Annotated in this window: 21 protein-coding genes; 18 read left to right on the forward strand and 3 right to left on the reverse strand. The window is 31.1% G+C overall.

Annotated features, from left to right (window positions below; translation table 11 throughout):
* Positions 1 to 269: 269 nt before the first annotated feature.
* The 9 genes from HDR40_RS07980 (at position 270) to HDR40_RS08020 (ending at position 8,577) form a co-directional block, all read left to right on the forward strand.
* Positions 270 to 824: an antirestriction protein ArdA gene (locus HDR40_RS07980; RefSeq protein WP_290628086.1), complete on the forward strand. Its 555-nt coding sequence runs from the start codon at positions 270 to 272 to the stop codon at positions 822 to 824.
* Positions 825 to 1,188: 364 nt separating this feature from the next.
* Entirely contained in the window at positions 1,189 to 1,590 is a 402-nt protein-coding gene (locus HDR40_RS07985) for a hypothetical protein (RefSeq protein WP_290628088.1), read from the forward strand.
* Between the two features lie 637 nt (positions 1,591 to 2,227).
* Positions 2,228 to 2,761, forward strand: coding sequence for a JAB domain-containing protein (locus HDR40_RS07990; protein ID WP_290628090.1), 534 nt, complete (start codon positions 2,228 to 2,230; stop codon positions 2,759 to 2,761).
* Between the two features lie 403 nt (positions 2,762 to 3,164).
* Positions 3,165 to 3,398, forward strand: coding sequence for a hypothetical protein (locus HDR40_RS07995; RefSeq protein WP_290628092.1), 234 nt, complete (start codon positions 3,165 to 3,167; stop codon positions 3,396 to 3,398).
* A 295-nt stretch (positions 3,399 to 3,693) separates the two neighbouring features.
* Complete coding sequence (locus HDR40_RS08000) at positions 3,694 to 3,975, forward strand: HU family DNA-binding protein (RefSeq protein WP_290628094.1); 282 nt, start codon at positions 3,694 to 3,696, stop codon at positions 3,973 to 3,975.
* Between the two features lie 607 nt (positions 3,976 to 4,582).
* On the forward strand, positions 4,583 to 5,806 hold the full coding sequence (locus HDR40_RS08005; RefSeq protein ID WP_290628096.1) for a ParM/StbA family protein: 1,224 nt from the start codon (positions 4,583 to 4,585) through the stop codon (positions 5,804 to 5,806).
* A gap of 15 nt (positions 5,807 to 5,821) precedes the next feature.
* Complete coding sequence (locus HDR40_RS08010) at positions 5,822 to 6,268, forward strand: hypothetical protein (protein WP_290628098.1); 447 nt, start codon at positions 5,822 to 5,824, stop codon at positions 6,266 to 6,268.
* A gap of 196 nt (positions 6,269 to 6,464) precedes the next feature.
* Positions 6,465 to 7,694 (forward strand): transposase, encoded by a 1,230-nt coding sequence (locus tag HDR40_RS08015; protein ID WP_290628183.1) that lies wholly within the window; start codon positions 6,465 to 6,467, stop codon positions 7,692 to 7,694.
* A gap of 217 nt (positions 7,695 to 7,911) precedes the next feature.
* A complete protein-coding gene (locus HDR40_RS08020; RefSeq protein ID WP_290628100.1) occupies positions 7,912 to 8,577 on the forward strand; it encodes a hypothetical protein in 666 nt (221 codons plus the stop codon).
* Positions 8,578 to 9,246: 669 nt separating this feature from the next.
* Here the strand turns inward: HDR40_RS08020 and HDR40_RS08025 are convergent.
* Complete coding sequence (locus HDR40_RS08025; protein WP_290628102.1) at positions 9,247 to 9,606, reverse strand: hypothetical protein; 360 nt, start codon at positions 9,604 to 9,606, stop codon at positions 9,247 to 9,249.
* Between the two features lie 970 nt (positions 9,607 to 10,576).
* On the reverse strand, positions 10,577 to 10,978 hold the full coding sequence (locus HDR40_RS08030) for a hypothetical protein (RefSeq protein ID WP_290628104.1): 402 nt from the start codon (positions 10,976 to 10,978) through the stop codon (positions 10,577 to 10,579).
* Between the two features lie 108 nt (positions 10,979 to 11,086).
* On the opposite strand from HDR40_RS08030, the gene HDR40_RS08035 reads away from it, so the two are divergent.
* Complete coding sequence (locus tag HDR40_RS08035) at positions 11,087 to 11,776, forward strand: hypothetical protein (protein WP_290628106.1); 690 nt, start codon at positions 11,087 to 11,089, stop codon at positions 11,774 to 11,776.
* Between the two features lie 1,034 nt (positions 11,777 to 12,810).
* Here HDR40_RS08035 and HDR40_RS08040 read toward each other — a convergent pair.
* Positions 12,811 to 13,221 (reverse strand): hypothetical protein, encoded by a 411-nt coding sequence (locus HDR40_RS08040; RefSeq protein ID WP_290628108.1) that lies wholly within the window; start codon positions 13,219 to 13,221, stop codon positions 12,811 to 12,813.
* Between the two features lie 114 nt (positions 13,222 to 13,335).
* Here HDR40_RS08040 and HDR40_RS08045 point away from each other — a divergent pair, with 114 nt between their 5' ends.
* The 8 genes from HDR40_RS08045 to HDR40_RS08080 all read left to right on the forward strand — a co-directional run bounded on the left by HDR40_RS08045 (position 13,336) and on the right by HDR40_RS08080 (position 19,890).
* Positions 13,336 to 14,031 (forward strand): hypothetical protein, encoded by a 696-nt coding sequence (locus HDR40_RS08045; protein WP_290628110.1) that lies wholly within the window; start codon positions 13,336 to 13,338, stop codon positions 14,029 to 14,031.
* 442 nt (positions 14,032 to 14,473) lie between these two features.
* Positions 14,474 to 14,752 carry a hypothetical protein gene (locus HDR40_RS08050; protein ID WP_290628112.1) on the forward strand — a complete coding sequence of 93 codons (279 nt, stop codon included), beginning with the start codon at positions 14,474 to 14,476 and terminating at the stop codon, positions 14,750 to 14,752.
* 630 nt (positions 14,753 to 15,382) lie between these two features.
* Positions 15,383 to 16,117, forward strand: a complete 735-nt coding sequence (locus HDR40_RS08055; RefSeq protein WP_290628114.1) for a hypothetical protein — start codon at positions 15,383 to 15,385, stop codon at positions 16,115 to 16,117.
* Positions 16,071 to 17,147, forward strand: a complete 1,077-nt coding sequence (locus HDR40_RS08060; protein ID WP_290628116.1) for a hypothetical protein — start codon at positions 16,071 to 16,073, stop codon at positions 17,145 to 17,147. The genes HDR40_RS08055 and HDR40_RS08060 overlap by 47 nt, the downstream gene beginning before the upstream one ends.
* A 19-nt stretch (positions 17,148 to 17,166) precedes the next feature.
* Entirely contained in the window at positions 17,167 to 17,364 is a 198-nt protein-coding gene (locus HDR40_RS08065) for a hypothetical protein (RefSeq protein ID WP_290628118.1), read from the forward strand.
* Positions 17,357 to 17,620 carry a hypothetical protein gene (locus tag HDR40_RS08070; protein ID WP_290628120.1) on the forward strand — a complete coding sequence of 88 codons (264 nt, stop codon included), beginning with the start codon at positions 17,357 to 17,359 and terminating at the stop codon, positions 17,618 to 17,620. The genes HDR40_RS08065 and HDR40_RS08070 overlap by 8 nt, the downstream gene beginning before the upstream one ends.
* A gap of 18 nt (positions 17,621 to 17,638) precedes the next feature.
* Complete coding sequence (locus HDR40_RS08075) at positions 17,639 to 17,815, forward strand: hypothetical protein (RefSeq protein ID WP_290628122.1); 177 nt, start codon at positions 17,639 to 17,641, stop codon at positions 17,813 to 17,815.
* A gap of 68 nt (positions 17,816 to 17,883) precedes the next feature.
* The gene (locus HDR40_RS08080) at positions 17,884 to 19,890 is read left to right on the forward strand and encodes an AAA family ATPase (protein WP_290628124.1); all 2,007 of its coding nucleotides are present in this window, start codon (positions 17,884 to 17,886) and stop codon (positions 19,888 to 19,890) included.
* The last annotated feature ends 14 nt before the right edge of the window (positions 19,891 to 19,904 follow it).

Genomic DNA, 19,904 nt, shown 5'->3' on the forward strand with positions numbered 1-19,904 from the left:
CGCTTTATTTTTGTCCTGTTGTGCTTCTTTTAACTGAAAAATTATTATAAATTAAAATTTTACTCTTTTTTCGCTTCATTTAATTTTTGAATTACTTTATTTTTAATTTGTTTTTTCTTTTCAAACTTATTTCTAAATCTTTTTATCTTTTTATTGACTTTTATTATATTCTGGTGTATTATAATAATGTAAGTTGATTAAGAGTTAATAACCTTAACAACTTACAAAAATTCATTCAATATCACATTATTTATATAGGAGAATTAAACATGAAAGAATTAAAGAACGTTGAAATCAAAGTATTTGTAAGTAATATCGGTGCCTATAATGCAGGCGTTTTAACTGGTCAATGGACTACTTTGCCAGTTGCAAACGTCAACGATATTTTCAAAGCTGACCAAAAAGCCTTTGGGAACGTTGAGGGATACGGTGAAGAATATTTTATTACCGATTATGAAGCACCTTTCAAAATTTCAGAATTTGAAAATTTAAATACTTTAAACAAGCTCGCTAAAGCATTACAAGAAAATAATTTAAATACCATTGAGGATGTTTACAATGAATTAGACAATAAAAACGAGATTTTAGAAGAACCTGTAGAATTTGATGAAGAAGCGCTTGAATTGTTAACAAGCAATATGAGCCGAGCTGAAGCAATTAGATCAGCATGTTTTGGCAACATTGTTTGGAGTGATGATTATATTCGATACAACGGTTACGGCAATTTAGAAACCTTAACAGAAGCTGAATGGATTGATGAGTTAAATTACGTCAGTGATAATATAATTGAAAATTACGCTATTCAAAACAATATTGATTTATAAAAAATAGAGCTTGAGTTTATCAAGCTCTATTTTTGTCTATACATTTGTTATATTTTGAATTATTGTTTTACTTTAAAAAAACAATTCAAGTATTTTGAAAGTAATCGAAACGAATATAAATAAAAAGGCCTAATAAATTTAGGCTTTTTTATACTCAATCTACTTTTATTTTTTGCAAAATTAATAAAAATATATTGTTTAACTATTGATTTATAAATATAAAATATTTACAATTTACACTTGCATTTTATTATATTCTGGTGTATTATAATAATGTAAGTTGATTAAGAGCTAATAGTCTTAACAACTTACAAAAACTAATTCATTACATTATTTATATAGAAAGATAGCAGAGGAATTTAAAATGCAAAAAAGAAAATTTGATGCTTTATTGATTGACGCTGACAACAGAAGCGCAAAGATGGTTTCTGTAAATGAAAAGCTATCGGAATACTACAAGTTGTTGGATTGTGAATACATAGATATTGCGAGCTACAAAATCGGTAGTAAGTATTTTGATTTCATTTGCGATGATGACGGCTTCGCATCTGGTAAAAATCCAACAGTCTTAGACGTTAATAACACCCCTGTATTAGTCGGTTCTGTACTGATTTGTAATTCACTTGAGACCGATGAAGGAATCGTTGAATCAAGCTTGACAAGTGATGATGTTAAGCTGATTCAAAAATATCTCAAGGCAATCAAAGTTAACGGCAAAATTACACCAGTCATCAAAGTAAATGAGGAACTATTAGCAGCTTTTTAAAGCAAATATAAAAGAAGCAGTGACCCAATAAAAATAGGCCACCGCTTCTTTTTTGTATATCTTTCAATATTTGAACTATTTTGCTACCTGAGAAGCGTTTTTGCCGCTTATGTTTAGATTAAGTTAAAAGGCTTAAACGTGCTCAAAATAGCTTATTTTGAGGGATGCGCTGTTTTTAAAGGGTGCATCCTTTTTGGCTGCTTTTAATTGTTTTCTCTATTTATAGATTATTTATATTTTTTATTGAAAAAGTACTTGCACTTTATTATATTCTGGTGTATTATAATATTGTAAGTTGATTAAGAGTTAATAACCTTAACAACTTACAAAAGTTCATTCAATATCACATTATTTATATAGGAGAATTAAATATGATTTTAGAAATTTTAACTTTAGTAGTCTCTAGTTTTTTTGCTGGTGGCTTATGCTGCTCTAAAAAGTTAAGAAAGATTTTTTTAGAATAATAAACAAAAGCAAGCAGTAATTACTGCTTGCTTTTGTAATTATTAAATATTGTTAGAATAAACATAAAATAAATATTTTATACTTGACCATAAATATATTATGGTGTATTATAATATTGTGAGTTGATAAGAACTTACAAGAAATTCATTACATTACTTACATAGGAGAAAAAATGACATACAGTACAAAAATAGATAAAATTAAGATTAGTAATAACTTAAGTGCTAAAGAATTATTAACAAAATTAGAAAATAATTCTTTACCACAAGATTTAACAAATCTAATCGTTTCAACGCTTAAAAGGAATACCCTTTTAAATACCAACAAAAATATTCCTTTTAATAGTTCTACACAACTAGGATATTATTTAGCGTCTAAATACGGAAACTTAGAACAAGAGGAAGTACACGGTTTATATTTAGATAGTGAATTAAAATTAATTAGTGATGTTTTACTTGCTAAAGGAAGTTTAAATAAATCATATATTCATCCTAGGGATATATTTAGAAAAGCTTTACAGCTCAATTGCGCTAGCTTTGTGCTAGTTCATAACCACCCTAGTAACAATGTACATCCTAGCGATCAAGATATTAAATTAATAAATAGAGTTAAAGAAGCGAGTCAATTTTTATGTATACCGCTTCTAGATAACTTTGTTATCACAAAAAATAACTATTTCTCATTTGCTGAAGAGAAATTAATATAATTTAAAAAGGGCTATGTCTATTAAGATATAGCCCCTTTTAATTCACAAAATATTGTAAATCTTTATTTTTAAAAGTTTTACCGAACAAAAAAGGTTGCCACTTTTGTGGCAACCTCAAACATTCATTACACACTATTTACATAGTGATTTCATTATACCATAGAATAACTAATATATCTAAGAATAATTATCTTTTATGAATTTTTGTAGAGGGATGCACAAATTAACTCCTCTTTCATTATCACCCATTTAATCATAATTTGTTGTTCAATCACTGCTTTCATAAAATATTTATAATTTACACTTGTATTTTATTATATTCTGGTGTATTATAATTATGTAAGTTGATTAAGGAACTTACAAGCAAAACCATTAAATCTAAAAACATAGTGAGGTATCTAAAATGAAAAAAGATTATTCAGAAATCAAGAACATTGAAGAACAAAAAGATTTTAACTGCTGGGCTATTACCGATAGTTGGTGGGATTTAATCAACACCACATTCAGCAATTATGATGATGCACTTGATGCATACGAAGATTTAGACGGTTACGAAAATTCAGATATTAATCTTTCTTACATCACCAATATGACTAAAGAAGATTATCAAGTGCATGTCGCCCCACTGATTTATTAAATACACAGAAAATGCATCCCTTTGGGGGATGCATTTTTTAACTGCTTTTCAATGCTTAATCACTATGCTTTAACTCCTGAAAATATCGAAAAATCCCTTGCAGAAAAAGAATAATTTTCAAATAGCTTACTAATAATTGATGTGCTATAATTGTTTACGTCCTGTTATGTTAATAGGATTTAATGGTTTTAGGAGCTGCATTCGTGTAGTTCCTTTTTTGTTTATCAAAAAGCCGTCAAAGCCTATGATTACTGGTATAATAGTGATTGTAAATCAAAAGAAAGAGGCACTAAATATGTCAGTAAGTAGAGCAGAGTTAGCAAAAGAAGTCAGCGAAAAGACAGATTTAACTCAAAAACAAGCAAATGAAGCTTTAAACGCAGTTTTAGACACTATCAAGTCAGATTTAGCATCTGGTGAAAATGTCCAATTAATCGGTTTTGGATCCTTTGTTGTACGTAACAGAGCAACAAGAAAAGGTAGAAATCCTCAAACTGGTGAAGAAATAGAAATTCCAGCTACTAAAGCACCAGCTTTTAAGGCTGGTAAAGCATTGAAAGATGCTGTTAAGAATTAATTAAAAAGGCTCTATAGGTGTTATTCACGCATCTATAGAGCCTTTTTGATGAGCTAGTAAAAGGTATAAAGAATAATACAAAAACGAGCTATATCATTGCGATACAGCTCGTTTAGGTCTAAGTTAGTCTGCAAACCAACTTAAAATTTTACTTGTAAATCTCTCTATCTATATAGGAGCGTTCTAATTATAGCATATTATGTAGAGATTGTGAAAATTATTAGCATTGATATAGAATTTCATATTTACTCCGTAAATATGAAATAAACAACAACTAGGCTTTTTCAATATAAAATATATATTATTTGATTTGGTAAATATATAATATTTATATGATATTTATGTAGTATAAACATCAAAATATCATATATATAATATAAATATTTAGTGTTTACGTAGTATTTAATAGTAAAAATAGCTTTATAACAGGATATAATATTGAATGTTTACTTTGTAAATATTCGATATTTACTATGTATTTTTATTAATATTTCTATTTATTCAATATTTACTATATAATTACTTGATATTTACTAATATAAATAATATAATTAAATTGTAAATCAAATATATTTACGCAGCATTGTTAATAGCAAAGGAGAAAATAATGACTAAAAATAAACTTGCACGTATGGCAAATGATTTAGGTTACGGTGCTACTAAGGTAAGTATTAATGATGAGTATGTTAAACAGCCTTCAGTTGTTGCAGCTGTAAATCAAGTTGCAAATGATCCTATTGATCATACTAACGAGAGTAGTGTAAAAAATGTTGTAGATAATATCTTTGAAAAGATGGATGTTGTTGTTAATGGTCAACGTTACTTAGTAGGAGATTCAGCTGAAAACTCTACTTTAGACAGAATAATTTTTGATCCCAATTCTCGAACAGACAAAGCACATAGTGAATTATCTAAGATAATTACACTTTCAATAATTGCTGCAAAAGCAGTAAAAGAAGCTTACGAAAATGGTGAAGATATCTTTCAACCATTAAAAGTTAATGTGGCTATGGCAACTGCATTACCAATCTCAGAAATCGGTATGAATATAGAGGGGAGACCAAATGTACGTGATACATATGCACAAAGCTACTTAAATAAAAATCATATCGTTATCTTGAAGAATTTCGATTATGATATTTCTGTAACCATTAACTTTAAAGCTGTAAAAGTCTTTAAAGAAGGTGAAATAGCTACAGTTATAGCAATCAAATATGGTCCTAAAGATGTCACTAATGCCTTAATTGCAGATTTAAAAAAATATTATCCTGATCGAGTAGATGAGGGTATAGAAGTTATTAAAAATGCAAAAAATAAACTTGGTATTGATATTGGTAACAAAACAACTGATTTTCCATTAATTATTAACGGTGTTGCAGATGTCTTTAATTCCGCAAGTATTACATTAGGCTACGGTGCTGTACTAAGTAGAGCTGCTCAATACTTGCCTAATATGGTTCAAGGACTTGAAGTTAAAGATACAATTGCGTTCTCTAAACTTTTAGAGAGTGATCCAGTTAACAAAATTGATAAAGAAAATAAAGAATTTGCCTTACAAGCTGAAAGAGTAAGCTCTTCTAACTTAGTAAATCGTATTATTCAGAAAGTAAATAGTGCTCTCACAGTCTCTGATAATATAGAATTGATTCTTATTTTTGGTGGCGGATCAATTCCTCTTATGGAGCGTACTGAATTACGTAAAAAACTTATGGAAACAGTAGATAATTTCCGTTCATCTGCTTTTGTTTTGTGGGTAGGTCCAGGATTAGCTCAAAATATGAATGAATTAGGTTTGAAGCCGATGGCTGATAGTATGAAAGTAGAATCTTAGAAAGAGGTTTAATTCATGACTAAGAAAACAGAACGAAAAAATCAAGAAGAGGAACAAGATACACGTAACTTTATAATGAGAGTAACTATAGATAGTGACATTGATAAATGGCTTAAAAGCCAAGACAATGCAACTAAGTCTATTAAAGATATGATCAAAGGAACTATTAATGTTTTTGGATACAAAGATTATTTAACAAGTACATCAATAGAGTTCTTTCAAAGAAGTTTTTCTAACGAACAAAACTTAGAAACTGATGATGAAATTAAAGCTAAAACAGTAAGAGTTAATACTCTTGTAAAAAAGCAACAAGAACCTAAAGCTCAAAAAGAGATAGAATCTCAGCGAACTACCCCTCACGTTAATGAAAAGAAAGATTCCGAATCAGAACCTGAACATGATTCAGACTCAGGTAGTGATTATGATTATGATCAATTATGGTCAGATAAAGGACTTTCATAGTATATAAAAGACTAAAATAAAACCGTTGACACATCAATGTTCATTGATAACTAGGCGAGATACCAGTGGTTTTAACCACTGGAGGGATAGCCTTAAGCTGATACGAATGTATCAGCTTATTTTTTATCTCACTTTATATTTTCATGTGTTATGTATGATATAATCAATATGAAAATATAAAGAAGGGAGGGTAATGATGGAACAAACTGTAACTATCAAAGTTAAGTTAGACTTTAATGCTCAAGATATCGCCACTAAGTTTGAGAAAACTATGGAACAGTATCGTCTTGCTTGCAACCACATTTCTGAATACATGTTTAATCATGGTTTTGATATGGCTCAAAGCAGATTAAATAAAGCATTATATTCTGATCTACGGACAAAATTTGGCTTAAAATCTCAAATGGCTCAATCTGCTATCAGAAATGTTGTTGCTAAGTATAAAACTGTTAAAACTCAGCTTGTAAGCAAACCAGTATATTATGATACAGGCAAAAAGAATGTTAAAGGTAAAGAGATCTATCAACGTGTTTACCGTGATCTAAAGTGGCTTTGGTATCCGATCTCTTTCAATACCCCACAAGTCGACCTACAAAGAAATAGAGATTGGTCTTATTTAGCAGCTAAAAATCTGCTCTCTTTGAATACCTTGGATGGTAGAGTTAAAGTAACTCCAGTATGTAAAGGATTTGATCAGTACTTTACTAATGAGTGGAAATTAGGTATCGGTAAGCTTTTACATATTAGAGGTAAGTGGTATTTGCACGTCTCTGCTACCAAAGAAGTTCCTGATTATCAGATAAAACAAACTGAGCATGTAGTTGGTATCGACCGTGGATTACGCTTTTTAGCTACTTGCTATGATGAAAAAGGTCGAACTGCTTTCTTTGATGGTAAACAAGTTATTAGAAAGCGCAGAAAATATAAGAGATTGAGAGCGCGCCTGCAAGTTAAAGGTACAAAATCTGCCAAGCGTAGACTGAAAAAGATCGGTCAACGAGAGAACCGTTGGATGACTGATATCAATCATCAATTGTCTAAGACACTCGTTGATAAGTATGGTAAGAATACCCTTTTTGTAATTGAAAACTTAGCTGGCGTTAGAGAAGCTACTGAAGAGTCTAACAAAGATAGTCGCTATGAAAATGTTTCTTGGGCTTTCTTCCAATTAGCACAATTTCTGACTTATAAATCTAGCCTTAACTCTTCTAAAACAATCGAATTACCAGCGCAATACACTAGTCAAAGATGTCCTAAGTGTGGGCGTATTCGCAAAGAAAATCGAGATCATCACTTGCATCTGTATACTTGTGATAAATGTGGCTATCGGACTAATGATGACCGCTTAGCTGCTATCAATATCCAACAATTAGGAACTAGGTATGTATCTGGTGAAGAAGAACCAAGGATAATCAAAGATAAATAATGCTAGTGAGCTAAACCTTGCTAGATAAACGGGCGCAAGTCAATCGTCCGATATGATGTAGCCACTGTAAGTAGGAGTCACAAGACGCTTGTACTACTGACTTGAGAAAGTCGTGAGCTACAAGCCACGGACTTTAGTCCGTGGTAAATTGACCAAAATGAGCCAAGATTATCAACGTTTTTTGTAATTCTAATTTAGATTTTATAGGAGAAATAGCATGGGTTGGTCTACTGAAAAAACAAGAGCATATTATCAAGAATACAATCGCAAGAAAAAAGAAGAAGAAGCTAAAGTTCAGAAAGCGGCTACTTCCGGAAATACCGAAGCAATAAAAAAACTACAAGAGATTGAAAAGAAAAAAGCTGAAACACGTAGCTATAATGCTCAATTTCAACGAAATAAATACAATAGATTAAAAAAAGAAGCTTCTCAAAATAATAAGGAAGCTCAAAAAGAATTAGCTAAAATTTATAAATCAAAAAATGCTAATAAATTAAAAGAGCACCAAGAGAAGTGTATTGCCACTGTTCTTAAAGCTTTTAATACAAAAACTTTAACTGATAAACAGTTTTCTGAGCTTCTTACTGCTGCTATAGAAAATGCTGATTCCAAACAACTTGTAATGATTAGTGATTGGATGCAAAAAGCTAAAAGAAAGGTTACGGTAGATAAAGAAGGTGAAATTGAAAACAATTACCAAACTTTAGATAGAACTGACAAAATGGTACAAGGAAGACGAGTAAAAGCTGTTATACGATATTTCACTAACTTTACTTTAAGTAATGATCAGTTTCATGAAATTCTAATGACTGCTATTAAAAATTCTGGTTCTAAGCAACTTGAAGTAATTTCTAAATTACTTTCTCAAAGGCAAAAAGATTAAATATATAAAATGAAAAGGCATTACTGCGAATTTAGTAATGCCCTTTTTGTCCAATTATAAAATCTATCTGAAGTAATTAAAAAATAAAATAAAAAGCTTTATAACTGTTGATTTAACAACATTTATAAAGCTTTTTTGTTATAATATATGTAGTGCAGGTTAAGAATTTCGTCCACCTAATTCATAACTAGAGGTGACAATTAATAGAAACCTTTTTGTTATAGTGCTGGTTGGTAACGCATTCGCACTGCGCTAGGATAGTAGCACTAAGCTAATTTTCCAACCTGACTATCAGATTAATTATCTTTAGCCAAGTTAATTATAGCATGAATTAGCTATCACACCAACCTAGTCGACTACCTCGACTAGGTTTTTTTGAATTCAATTTAGTATACAATGTTTTTACGTTAAACAGCCAACAAGAATAATTCTTTCCTGTGCAGAAAAAGAGCGTTCTTGAAATCAATATTGTTAGAGGTATTGATTTCAAGAACGCTTTTTTTGGGAAAATAGTTTAAAAATTTGTATTAGCAAATCTTATTATAACATAGTCTATCCAAAGTCAAAAAAAGCCGTCTAAACTTAATTAGACGGCACGACGAGATTAACTCTTTTTTCTGAATTATGTTTTATTTAATTGTTATTTAGATTATAACACACTTCTTTTGACTATCTAGTTAACACGTCAGCATTTGCTGAAATCACGTCCTGTACAGAACTATTCATGATACTCTTATACTGCAATTCCTTCAGGTCAAATACTTCATCGGGTGAACTGTTTCCAATACTCATAGGTGCATATTCTGAATTAGCTCTGTAGAGTTCAACACGATAGTTACTTGGAAAGTTACTATTAGGCGTGTATTCTACAACAATTGTATCTTCTTGAGTTGGATCTACAGGTTGGCCGACTTCATTTAGTTGCTGTACAACAGTCTTATATCTATCATTTTGCTGAATATTTGTATTAGATTGCTCTTCCGAGTCGGCACCTAATACTAACCCTAATAAGTTTCTGAATAACCCCATAATTTGCCTTCTTTACTGTTTTAATCAGTTTCTTCCAATTATATTCAAGCTAATTTTAATACGCTCAGGTGGCAAATTTGAGCCATTTGAGCGTATTTTTTTAAAGATTTATAAAGATTCACTAGACCATTAGCTAAAAATTAAGCTATAATGACTTCAGACATATTAATATAAAAAATGAGAGTATGAAAAAAGCACATATCTGATTGACGGTCAGATATGTGCTGGATTATAACTTACCAACACTAAGTTTGTAATCCCACGTTCAAAATTGTCTAAAGACACAGTGACAATAGAACATGACTTTTGAAAATTAAGATTTCAAAAGTTTCAATAACATAAATCTCATAGCCAAACTTGGCTAATAACTATTTTAAGAGATTTTATGTTAAACATCAAGACAATTAACGCGGGATTCAAACTTTTATGTAAGTTCGAATCCCGTTTTTTAATTGTTTTTATGAGCGCAGACGTTCAATGACTTCAAAAACGTCAGCAGGTTTAGTTAAGCCGCTGCAATAAGTTAACCCGTAAGATAACCGATTGGTCGGTGAAAAACGTCAAGATGTGACTACGACATGTGTAGCCTGAGCAAGTAGATTAAATGATTCCAACTGCTTAAAGCACGAACGGTAGGGGAGGTTAATTCATCTTAGTAGTGGACTTGAGTTCCGACATGAAACGTGTTGACAAGAGAAGCTACTAAGAGCAATCACATTCCCTTGTGGAGAAGCTAAGTATCCATGAGGTTGTAGGGACTGAATAATACGTAAAATGTGCCTCTTTTGAGGAACTCGACCGACGATGCGAACTATACCTGACTTGTTGAGTTTTATTTTTGCCTGAAAAAAGTAGGGCAAAAACTCTCTCTCAGAAAGCGACTTCCCTGACTTGAAATTTAATTAATTTAAATAAATTCTAAATATAAAAAATAGGCGAATATCTGATTTAGATACTCGTCTATTTAATTCTATTTATTTTTAGTATTTGCTACTTCATCATATTCTTTAAGTAAAAGATAAAGCATTAAGCTAATTGCTCTTTGCTTATCTGTACGAAGGTAAACTGAAGTTAAAGTGAAATCATCATTGAGTTGTTGATCAACACTGAACTTTATTCGAACGTTTTTTTCAGCACTAGCTTCTCTTTTTATAAGATCATCATAATCAGTTGAAAAATTGGTAAGTTTCAGTCTTTTAACGGCTGCTCTACAAAAAACAGAGTAGTTAATCTTTGATTCTTTACTGACACTGAGTAGTTTAGTTTTCAGTTTGTCATTAATTCTGAAATTAAGTGAGATAGGTAATCCGTTTTTATTATCAACTTTATCTTGTTGTTTTATTTTATTGATCCACCTTGTGTATTCATCCATAAAAAATTCTCCAAAAAAATTAAGATTTTTTAAATTCGGGTATTGCACCCTTTATAATTATAGCGCATAATCAGTGTTAGAAAGAGTATCTATTTTGGAGGATACGTTATGCTTAGTAAAAAAATTATTACTGGTGCATCCCTAATGCTTGCGTCGACTGCATTATTAGGAGGATGTTCAAGTAATTCAAAAAGTGAAAATAAATCTAGTACAGCTCAGTCAAGCGTGCTGAAAAAATTACCTGCGGATGAAAGAAATACTAAAAGTTTAGTAGATACACTTAATAACCATCCAGCTACTTTAAAATTAGCTCAAGGAAAAAATGTTAGTTCGTATTATATTCTAGAAGATGCTGATCACATTGTTGGTGATGATACATCCATCAAGGAATTAAATAATAAACAAGCTAAGTACGTAGCTGAAATGAAAAGAAAGAAAATTATTTTAAAAGATATATATTACATCAAACCTTATGATGCTCCAAAAAGTGCAACTTTTTCATCAGTATATGTTAAAAAATATAAATTAAACTCCAGTCAGCAATACACTTTTTACAAATTACTCACTGATGACACCGTTAACGAATTAAATTTACATTCGGCTGGAAGTACAAAAGCTCCACTTTTAGAAGAGTCATCTTACTTTAAAAATATGGAATCAATGTATGTTACTATTTCAAAAGCTAAAGTAGTTGATAAAAATCAGGTACAAGCTACTAATGTGATTCATTATAAATTACAAAATGGTAAAAAAGGAACAGTTTCTGTAAAGACGGTCCCTATAAACATTGGTGATTAGACTCAATTTAATAAGAAACTTTAAAGGAATTGATGTTTGGCTTGTGTTATTGCTGTACAACAGTCTTATATCTATCATTTTGCTGAATATTTGCATTAGATTGTTCTTCCGAGTCGGCACCTAATACTAAACCTAATAAGTTCCTTAATAATCCCATAATTTGCCTTCTTTACTGTTTTAATTGATTTCCATTATTTTTTGTATTCAAGTTAATTTGAATACGCCCAGACAGCAATTTTAGCTTATTTGAACGAATTTTCTAAAGATTTACTAGACCATTAACTAGAAATTAAGCTATAATTAAACAGACATTTAAATATAAAAAATAAAAGAGTATGAAAAAAGCACATATTTGACGCCAATCAAATATGTGCTGGACTAGAACTTACAACCCTAAGTTTTAATCCCACGTTCAAAATTGTCTAAAGAGTCCGAAACAATTTGAACATGACTTTTAATTCAATTAAAAGTTTTTATTATTCCTTATGCCACTTACATGGCAACTAATATTTTAGCGGAATAATAATATATTTTCAAGATAATTAAGGTGGGATTCAGACTTTCTAGGCAAGTTTGAATCCCTTTTTAATTGTTTTTATGAGCGCAGACGTTCAATGACTTCAAAAACGTCAGCAGGTTTAGTTGAGCCGCTGCAATAAATTAACCCGTATGATAGCTGATTGGTCGGTGAAAAACGTCAAGATGTGACTACGACATATGTAGCCTGAGCAAGTAGATTAAATGATTCTAACTACTCAAAGCATGAACGGTAGGGGTGGTTAATTCATCTTAAATAGTGGACTTGAGTTCTGACATGAAATGTGTCAGCAAGAGAAGCTATTAAGAGCAATCACGTTTCCTTATAGAGAAGCTAAGTACCTATAAGGTTGCAGGGACTGAATAATGCGTAAAATGTGCCTCTTTTGAGGAACTCAACCGACGATGCACTATACCTGAAATGTTGAGTTTTCTTTTTGCCTGAAAAAAGTAGGGCAAAAACTCTCTCTGAAAGCAACTTCCCTGAAATGATAGATTCATGTACTTTTCTCATTTTGAGTATTTACTACCTCATCGTATTCTTTTAATAAAAGATACAGCATCAAACTTATAGTTCTTTGTTTACCTGTATGAAGGTAGACTGATGTTAGAGTAAATTCATCATTAAGCTGCTGATCAATACTAAATCTAATTCTTACATTCTTTTTAGCATTAGTTTCTTTTTCTATTAGATCAACATAATCATTAGAAAAATTAGTAAGTTTCAATCTTCTAATAGCTGTTCTACAGAATACAGAATACTTAATATTAGATTTTTCACTAAGATTTAGTAACTTAGCTTTTAGTTTTTCATTAATTCTAAAATTAACTGTAATTGGTAAACCTTCTTTGTTATTGTCTTTATCTTGTCTTTTTATTTCATTAAACCAATCTGTACATTTATCCATATATTCTATATTCTCCAAAAAATTAAGATTTTTTAAAATTAGGTATTGCACCATTTAAAATTATAGCGCATAATCAAAAATTGAGAAGAATATTTATTTGGAGAATACATAGTTATGCTAAATAAAAAAATTATTACTGTTGCATCCCTAATGCTTGCATCAACTTCATTGTTAGCAGGATGTTCAAGTAATTCTAAAAATGAAAATAAAGCTAGTACAACTCAATCAAATACAGTAAAAAAATTACCTGTAGGTGAAAGAAATGCTAGAAACTTAGCAAATATACTTTCTAAGCATCCGGCTAAGTTTAGAGTAGCAAAAGAACATCATAAATTAACAAATTTAACCTATGGTAAATATTTTATCTTAGAAAGACCTAATTACTTAATTGGAGAGAATATTTCTATAAAAGATAATAATAAAAGGATTGCTGCAAATAACAGAAGTAATATTTTAGTAAAAGATAATGATACATCAAACTTTATTGAAGTATTATCAGCACCTAAAGACGCTACTACTGCTTTGGAATACGTTAAGAAATATGGATTAAATACTGCTGAACAAGATGCTTTCTATAGATTACTGACTAGTTACGAGGGTGATTATATACAATTGAATAGTAAAAGTAATACAGCAATTATAGATGCTAAAAAATATTTCAATAATATGAAATCTATGTATCTTACACTTTCAAATGTTAAAGTCATAGGTAAATCGGGTATTAAGGCTACAAAAAATATACATTATGAATTAAAAGATAATAAAAGGGGAGTATACTCTGTAAGTAATCAATATCAAATTAATCTTTGAGAAACAACAAAGGCTGACTTACAATCACAATTTGAGAAGCGACTTTAAGCAAAACGATGTTCGGTTTACTATATTGCTATGCACGTTAAAATGTCGTAAAATAGTATTTAGGCTGGACATCGGCGAAAAATTTAATATATAAAAAAAGACAAGGTTGAAGGCGTATTACCAGTACTCCTTCAATAAATGTTCTTATTACCAGTAAGAACAACCTTGTCTGGTAGTTTTACACACTACCGCTTTACATTGTACTAGAATTCCTGCTTTAATAAAAGGGATTCTAGTTTGAATATATAATGCGTACTTGAGTAGGAGTGTAATATTTTAAGCATGTTTGCATACTATCAGGCATATGGTTGTTTAACCATATGCCTTTTTTATTGTTAAATTTAAAAACGATGTTCGGTTTTTTTGTGGGGATAGATACAATTTAGGAGATGTTATGGGTAAAAAAGTTGCACACACTTTTTTTAAGACAACTAATCACGTTGTTAGTGAACAAGAGTTACTAAATAGAGCACATAGAGTCAGAACATTTGAGGGCACTAACTATATAAATCATCAAAATGGTTTGTTTTTTTCTGTAGATGGCAAAAATAAGCTATCATTGTTTGAAATTTATCCGTCAGTAATGTCAGCTTACGATACTAACAGACGTATTTTTGCTAAAAGAAAGAAATCTAATCGACCGCTTCTCAGTGGTTTTACGATACGTAAATAGTATTAATTTTTACATCTAGCATTTCATTCTTTCAAAATGGAGTGTTAGCTGTAGCAATCAATATGATTGTTACAATCTTTCTTTGATAATTTTATTATTCCCTATAATTTAATTTAAAAAGTCACTTACATGGCTCTGCGATAACTGGTGTTTTAAAAAGAGGTTCGATTCCTCTTATCGCTCTACTCACTTGTTAGTGAGGTGTTCTTTGACAACTAAGCTCGAAAGAGTACATACTGCGGGATAAAGTTTGCGGGTAAAATTGCAAAAGGCAATTAATCTTTAATCTTCAACACAGCTTTGCTGGGTACGCTAGGTCTATTAGTCGAAATTTAAACCCGTTACGCTGCTAATTTTTTAGTCATAGGTAGAGTCCTAAAGAGGTGTAATTCCTTGTAAGCGTGAGTCTGTATATGGTTTACATAGACGCAGACAGTTGATAGTTATCTATAAACTAATCTTTCTAGTTTTTCATGTTTTCGCTATAAAAATATGAATCATTAACAAAGTCAATTAAATCAAAGTCTTGTTAGACTTTGATTTATAAATAACTGGAGTATGGTATATCTCCATATCGGGACAGTGGTGGGTTAATAACTATAGTGGCGATTGATCCACTTGGAAAGAATTATGAAATTAACTTTTAACAAACATAAATTTAAAAAGTTATCATCTATTTCTTTTTCTGCTTTGTTAGCTTGGTTAGTACCAATGGTATTGGTTTTATCAGTAGCTTTGATAATCCAACAATTGGGAGCGAGTATTAATTCTGATCCATTTCAGTTATCTACTCTTGGTGACGTAGTTTTATTGTTATCTTGGATTTTTTCACCACTTGTTTCATTTGCATTGTGGTTCGTTAATCGCAAAAAGAAAAATAATTTTATAAGCTCGTTCTTTATATATACTGTAATTTTATTTTTTGTATCTCTGATTCCATTATACGTGAATCCAGCTAAAAAAACTTCTTATGCTGTGAGGATAGCAATCAATAATACAAAAATCTTTTACATAGCTTTATATATAGCTTTATGTATTGGTTTTGTTGTTAACTTGTATATTTCTAAGCAGGCCCTTAAAAAGTCCAATTGGTGGCTTTTCATTGTTGCACTGCCTTATGTTTTTACGGGATTAATGGCTTTTCATCAACAACAGGCTTTTATAAAGTTTATGAATTTAAAAGAGTTCAGTTATAAAAATGTATCTGAAATGTTATGGAACACAAATTTTAGTGATATTCGTTTGATAAACCCACTTTGGTATCAGATTATCGCTTTAATTATTGTAAGTACATTATTGATGCTAGGAGCTATTTTAAGTGAAATTATTTGGAAAAAGACGAAAAAATGGCGAGAAAAAGCCTAAAGATAAGATAAAAAAGAAAAAAAGAAAAAAATTATATAAAACTCCCAGTGATGTAAAACTTTTTTATCAAATGCCAGTAATTTTAGTGGTTTCAGTTATTTTACTACTTACTGGTTTTATTTGGATTGAGCATAATCATCGTGTTTATACCCAGCAAGTAATGGCATCTTCTATGAAATATAATGAAGGGTTACCACTTTGGGGCGGTAAGTCTAAAGGTGCTCTAACTTTAGGTCATACTAGACTAAGTAAAGATGGTAAAACGTTAGCTGTTGAAATCAAATATGATGATACAGCCCATCAACAATTGTCATCATTTGGTAATAGATACAAATTGAGACTTGTTGATACTAAGCAGAATCCAATGCCTAATGTAAAACTTAGATATGGAATTTTTGGTACTGATGGATCAGGTGTCTTAACAGTCTACTCTCCAACTGGTTTTAGAAATCAAGCTTTTATCGTAATGATTATTGATAATGGTCAATTGGTATCTACCGATGATTTACAAGATGATACTACACAAATGACTGATGATGATCTTGATGATTCAATTACTGCAGAACTTTCTAGTGGTGCAGATGATAATCCTGATAGTACTAATGATAATGGTGAAGATAGTACAAGAGCTAAATTACCACCTTTGTATTATGTGAGATTAAATGCACACAATGCTAAACGAAATTATCGAAATTGGAAAAATGATTCAGATATTGTAACTGATTTGTTTATAAAGAAAAATCTTGCTGACTTACGACGAAAAATGGATGTAGCTAAACAAAAAATAGAAAAAGCTCAAAAAACATTACATGAAATGAATATAAGACTTGAAGAAAATAAAGATGACGCTGTAGCTAGAGACAATAAGCAAAATTTGCAAACTACTTTATCAGATTTACAACGTAATTATAAATTGATGAATAAACGGTATCAGAAACTTGAAGATAGCAGTATTTCTTCAGACATTCTGGAGCCTGAACAAACAAAGCATCATACATATACGATTGATAGTCTTGAAAATATGTATTAGTTATAGATTTGGAGGAAAGATGAAGAAGTCAAAAAGAATTGTATTAACCCCCCCATTGATTATTTATATGATAGGTCTTATGGGGGTAGGAATAATTACATGGATTTTAGGTGTATTTAAATATTTTATTGAAGTATTTATAGCCTTGGGTCTCACAAATACTTTATGTATGGCTATGTTTTTTATACGTAAAGATCATGAAAATGATTATGAATAGTAAGAGATTAGCAGAAGAGATATATAATTTTTTCTATTCAAATCCCTCTAAAGGTGTTGATGATATCATTACCATGGCTCAAAGATCTTATGATAAAGCTCATAGAGAAATAGTTCCTCAATATAAACCTAGAAAGATAGAAAATCTTAATAGCATCCCCGATGAATACAAAGCTAAAAGCAGAGTGGTTAAGCGCAGAGCATATCGTGATCAATCAACATTTGCAGATGAAGATGATGATTATTGGGATAAATAGTTATAAGAAAGGTTAATAATGACTAAATCATTAATAGGAGTCATTTTGATTGCAGTGGCAGTTGGGACAATATGTGCGGTTGAAACTCCAGCGTTAGAAGCATTTAAACATACATATACTTCAAAAATTGCGGCATTCATATTTGCTACTGTTTTAATTTTAGTGACAGGTGCTTTTGTAGTATTACATAAATAGATTATTTAAAAGGTTGTTAGTAATAACAGCCTTTTTTATTTGCTCTTTTTAGAAAGAATGGTGAATCAATGAGTAGCATACACTTGGTAATTCCAGAAGAAGTTGATAAAAATTATAATCACGCTTTATCACTTTTGTCAGCTGGTGCAGGAGATTTTGTAGGATATAAAGATAAACTCTCTATGCTTGAAGATATTATGTACAATCCTGGTAATCCTAGTGCAGTTATTCTTGGTGAAGCTGGTGTCGGTAAAACAGCATTAGTTGAACAATTGATTCATTTACATGAAGAGACTACTGAGCCATTTGTTGTAGTGAGATTAGCAATTGAAACTTTAGGTGCTTTGCCAGAAAACATTATGATTGCCCGAATGAGTACACTTCTTGATGATATGCGTGTAATTCGTAAGGCAACGCAAAAAGGTAATCCAGGAAAAAGATTCAAACTTATTCTTTTTATTGATGAAGTTCATAAGCTTAATGACTACGGAAAAAGTGTTAGATCTTCTGCGGCACTAAATGCTCTTAAGGAAGGGTTAGGACGTGGCGTGTTCCCAATCATTACAGCCACTACTGCTAAAGAATATTTTGAAAATTTGGCTCAAGATGATGCGATTGATAGACGTTTCAATAAAGTAATTATTGATCCACCATCTTTAAAACTAACGGCTTTGATTTTAAGACGGCATATAGAGTCTTTAAGAAAAAAGTTAGATTATGTACCTGAAATTACTGATAGGAGTTTAACTGAACTCGTTAATTTAGCTGATGTTTATGTTCGTAACCAAGTTAATCCGGCTAAGTCTAAGGCATTACTTGATAGTTGTGTTGGACGAGAAACAAGGCTGTATATGGTTACTGGTGAAAAAAGAAAAATTGATCACTTAACGTTTAGATATATTTTTAAGCAAGAAGGATATAACATCGATCCGCCTGCTAGTGCGAAAGTTGTTAGAGCAGAAATACATAGACGTGTTAAGGGACAGCCTTTGGCGGTTAAGTTAATTGGTGATGCAATCAATAATGCTTTCTATGCTCCTCGAAATCGTAAAAAGCCACTGTTTACAGCTCTTTTAGTTGGTACTACTGGTGTTGGTAAGACGGAGACCGCAAAAGCCGTAGCAAAAGCTCTATTTGGTCGTGATGATGCCATATTGACTATTAATGGTGGTGACTATCCTACGGCTGAAGATGCTCCTCAAGTTCAAAAAATTATCGGTGATGATATGGCAGCTAATAAACAAAAAGTAATTTTACTTGATGAGTTTGAAAAATCACATCGAACTGTACAATTTTCACTTATGAGAATGCTTGACGAGGGTATTGTTAGAGATAGTCATGGCGTTGATCGTGCAATAAACAGTACTGTTGTTCTTGGTACTTCAAACTTAGGTGCCGACTTTTTCAATAAAATGGGAAAAAATATGCAAATCAATCGAAATGAACATCCAAATGACTATTCGGATGAAATGTATCAAAAGTTTAACCATAACAAGAGTGAATTAGTTCAAGCTTTGGTAAATGGTGATACTGGTCAAAATAATGGTATTAAGCCTGAAATTTTACAAAGATTTCAAGCTATTATTCCATACTTACCACTTCCTCCAGCAGTTATGGCGATGATTGCCAGAATAAAGGTCGAAGCCTTGCAAAAGGGCTGGAGCATCCCGGGAAGTATTTATTCTTTGGGAAACATGAGTATTAGATTGATCTTACCTCAACCTGAAAGTGGGGACTGGTGGTATAAACACTTAGGCAATAAGGTCTTTTATGATATTGATCCTGTATCAGTAATGATTGCGGATGACATGATCAGCCGTGAAGGTGATAAGGAAGGTGCAAGAGCCATTGATGAAATAATCAATACTAGGTTAGTTTCTAAGGTCAGCGAAATTATTTCAGACCGTATTGAAGAAGGATTACCAGTTGATTCTAAATATGGTGGCTTTCTTATTAGCACAAATGGTCATGCGACTTTTGAGAGTACAGATAGAGGTGCCGCTGATATTTCTGTTAAATTTTTGACTAATGAAGATATCAGAGAAGAAACAGAAAGCAGCGACTACATCTATTAGCGGAGTATCACTGG

This window comes from Lactobacillus sp., from assembly GCF_014803895.1.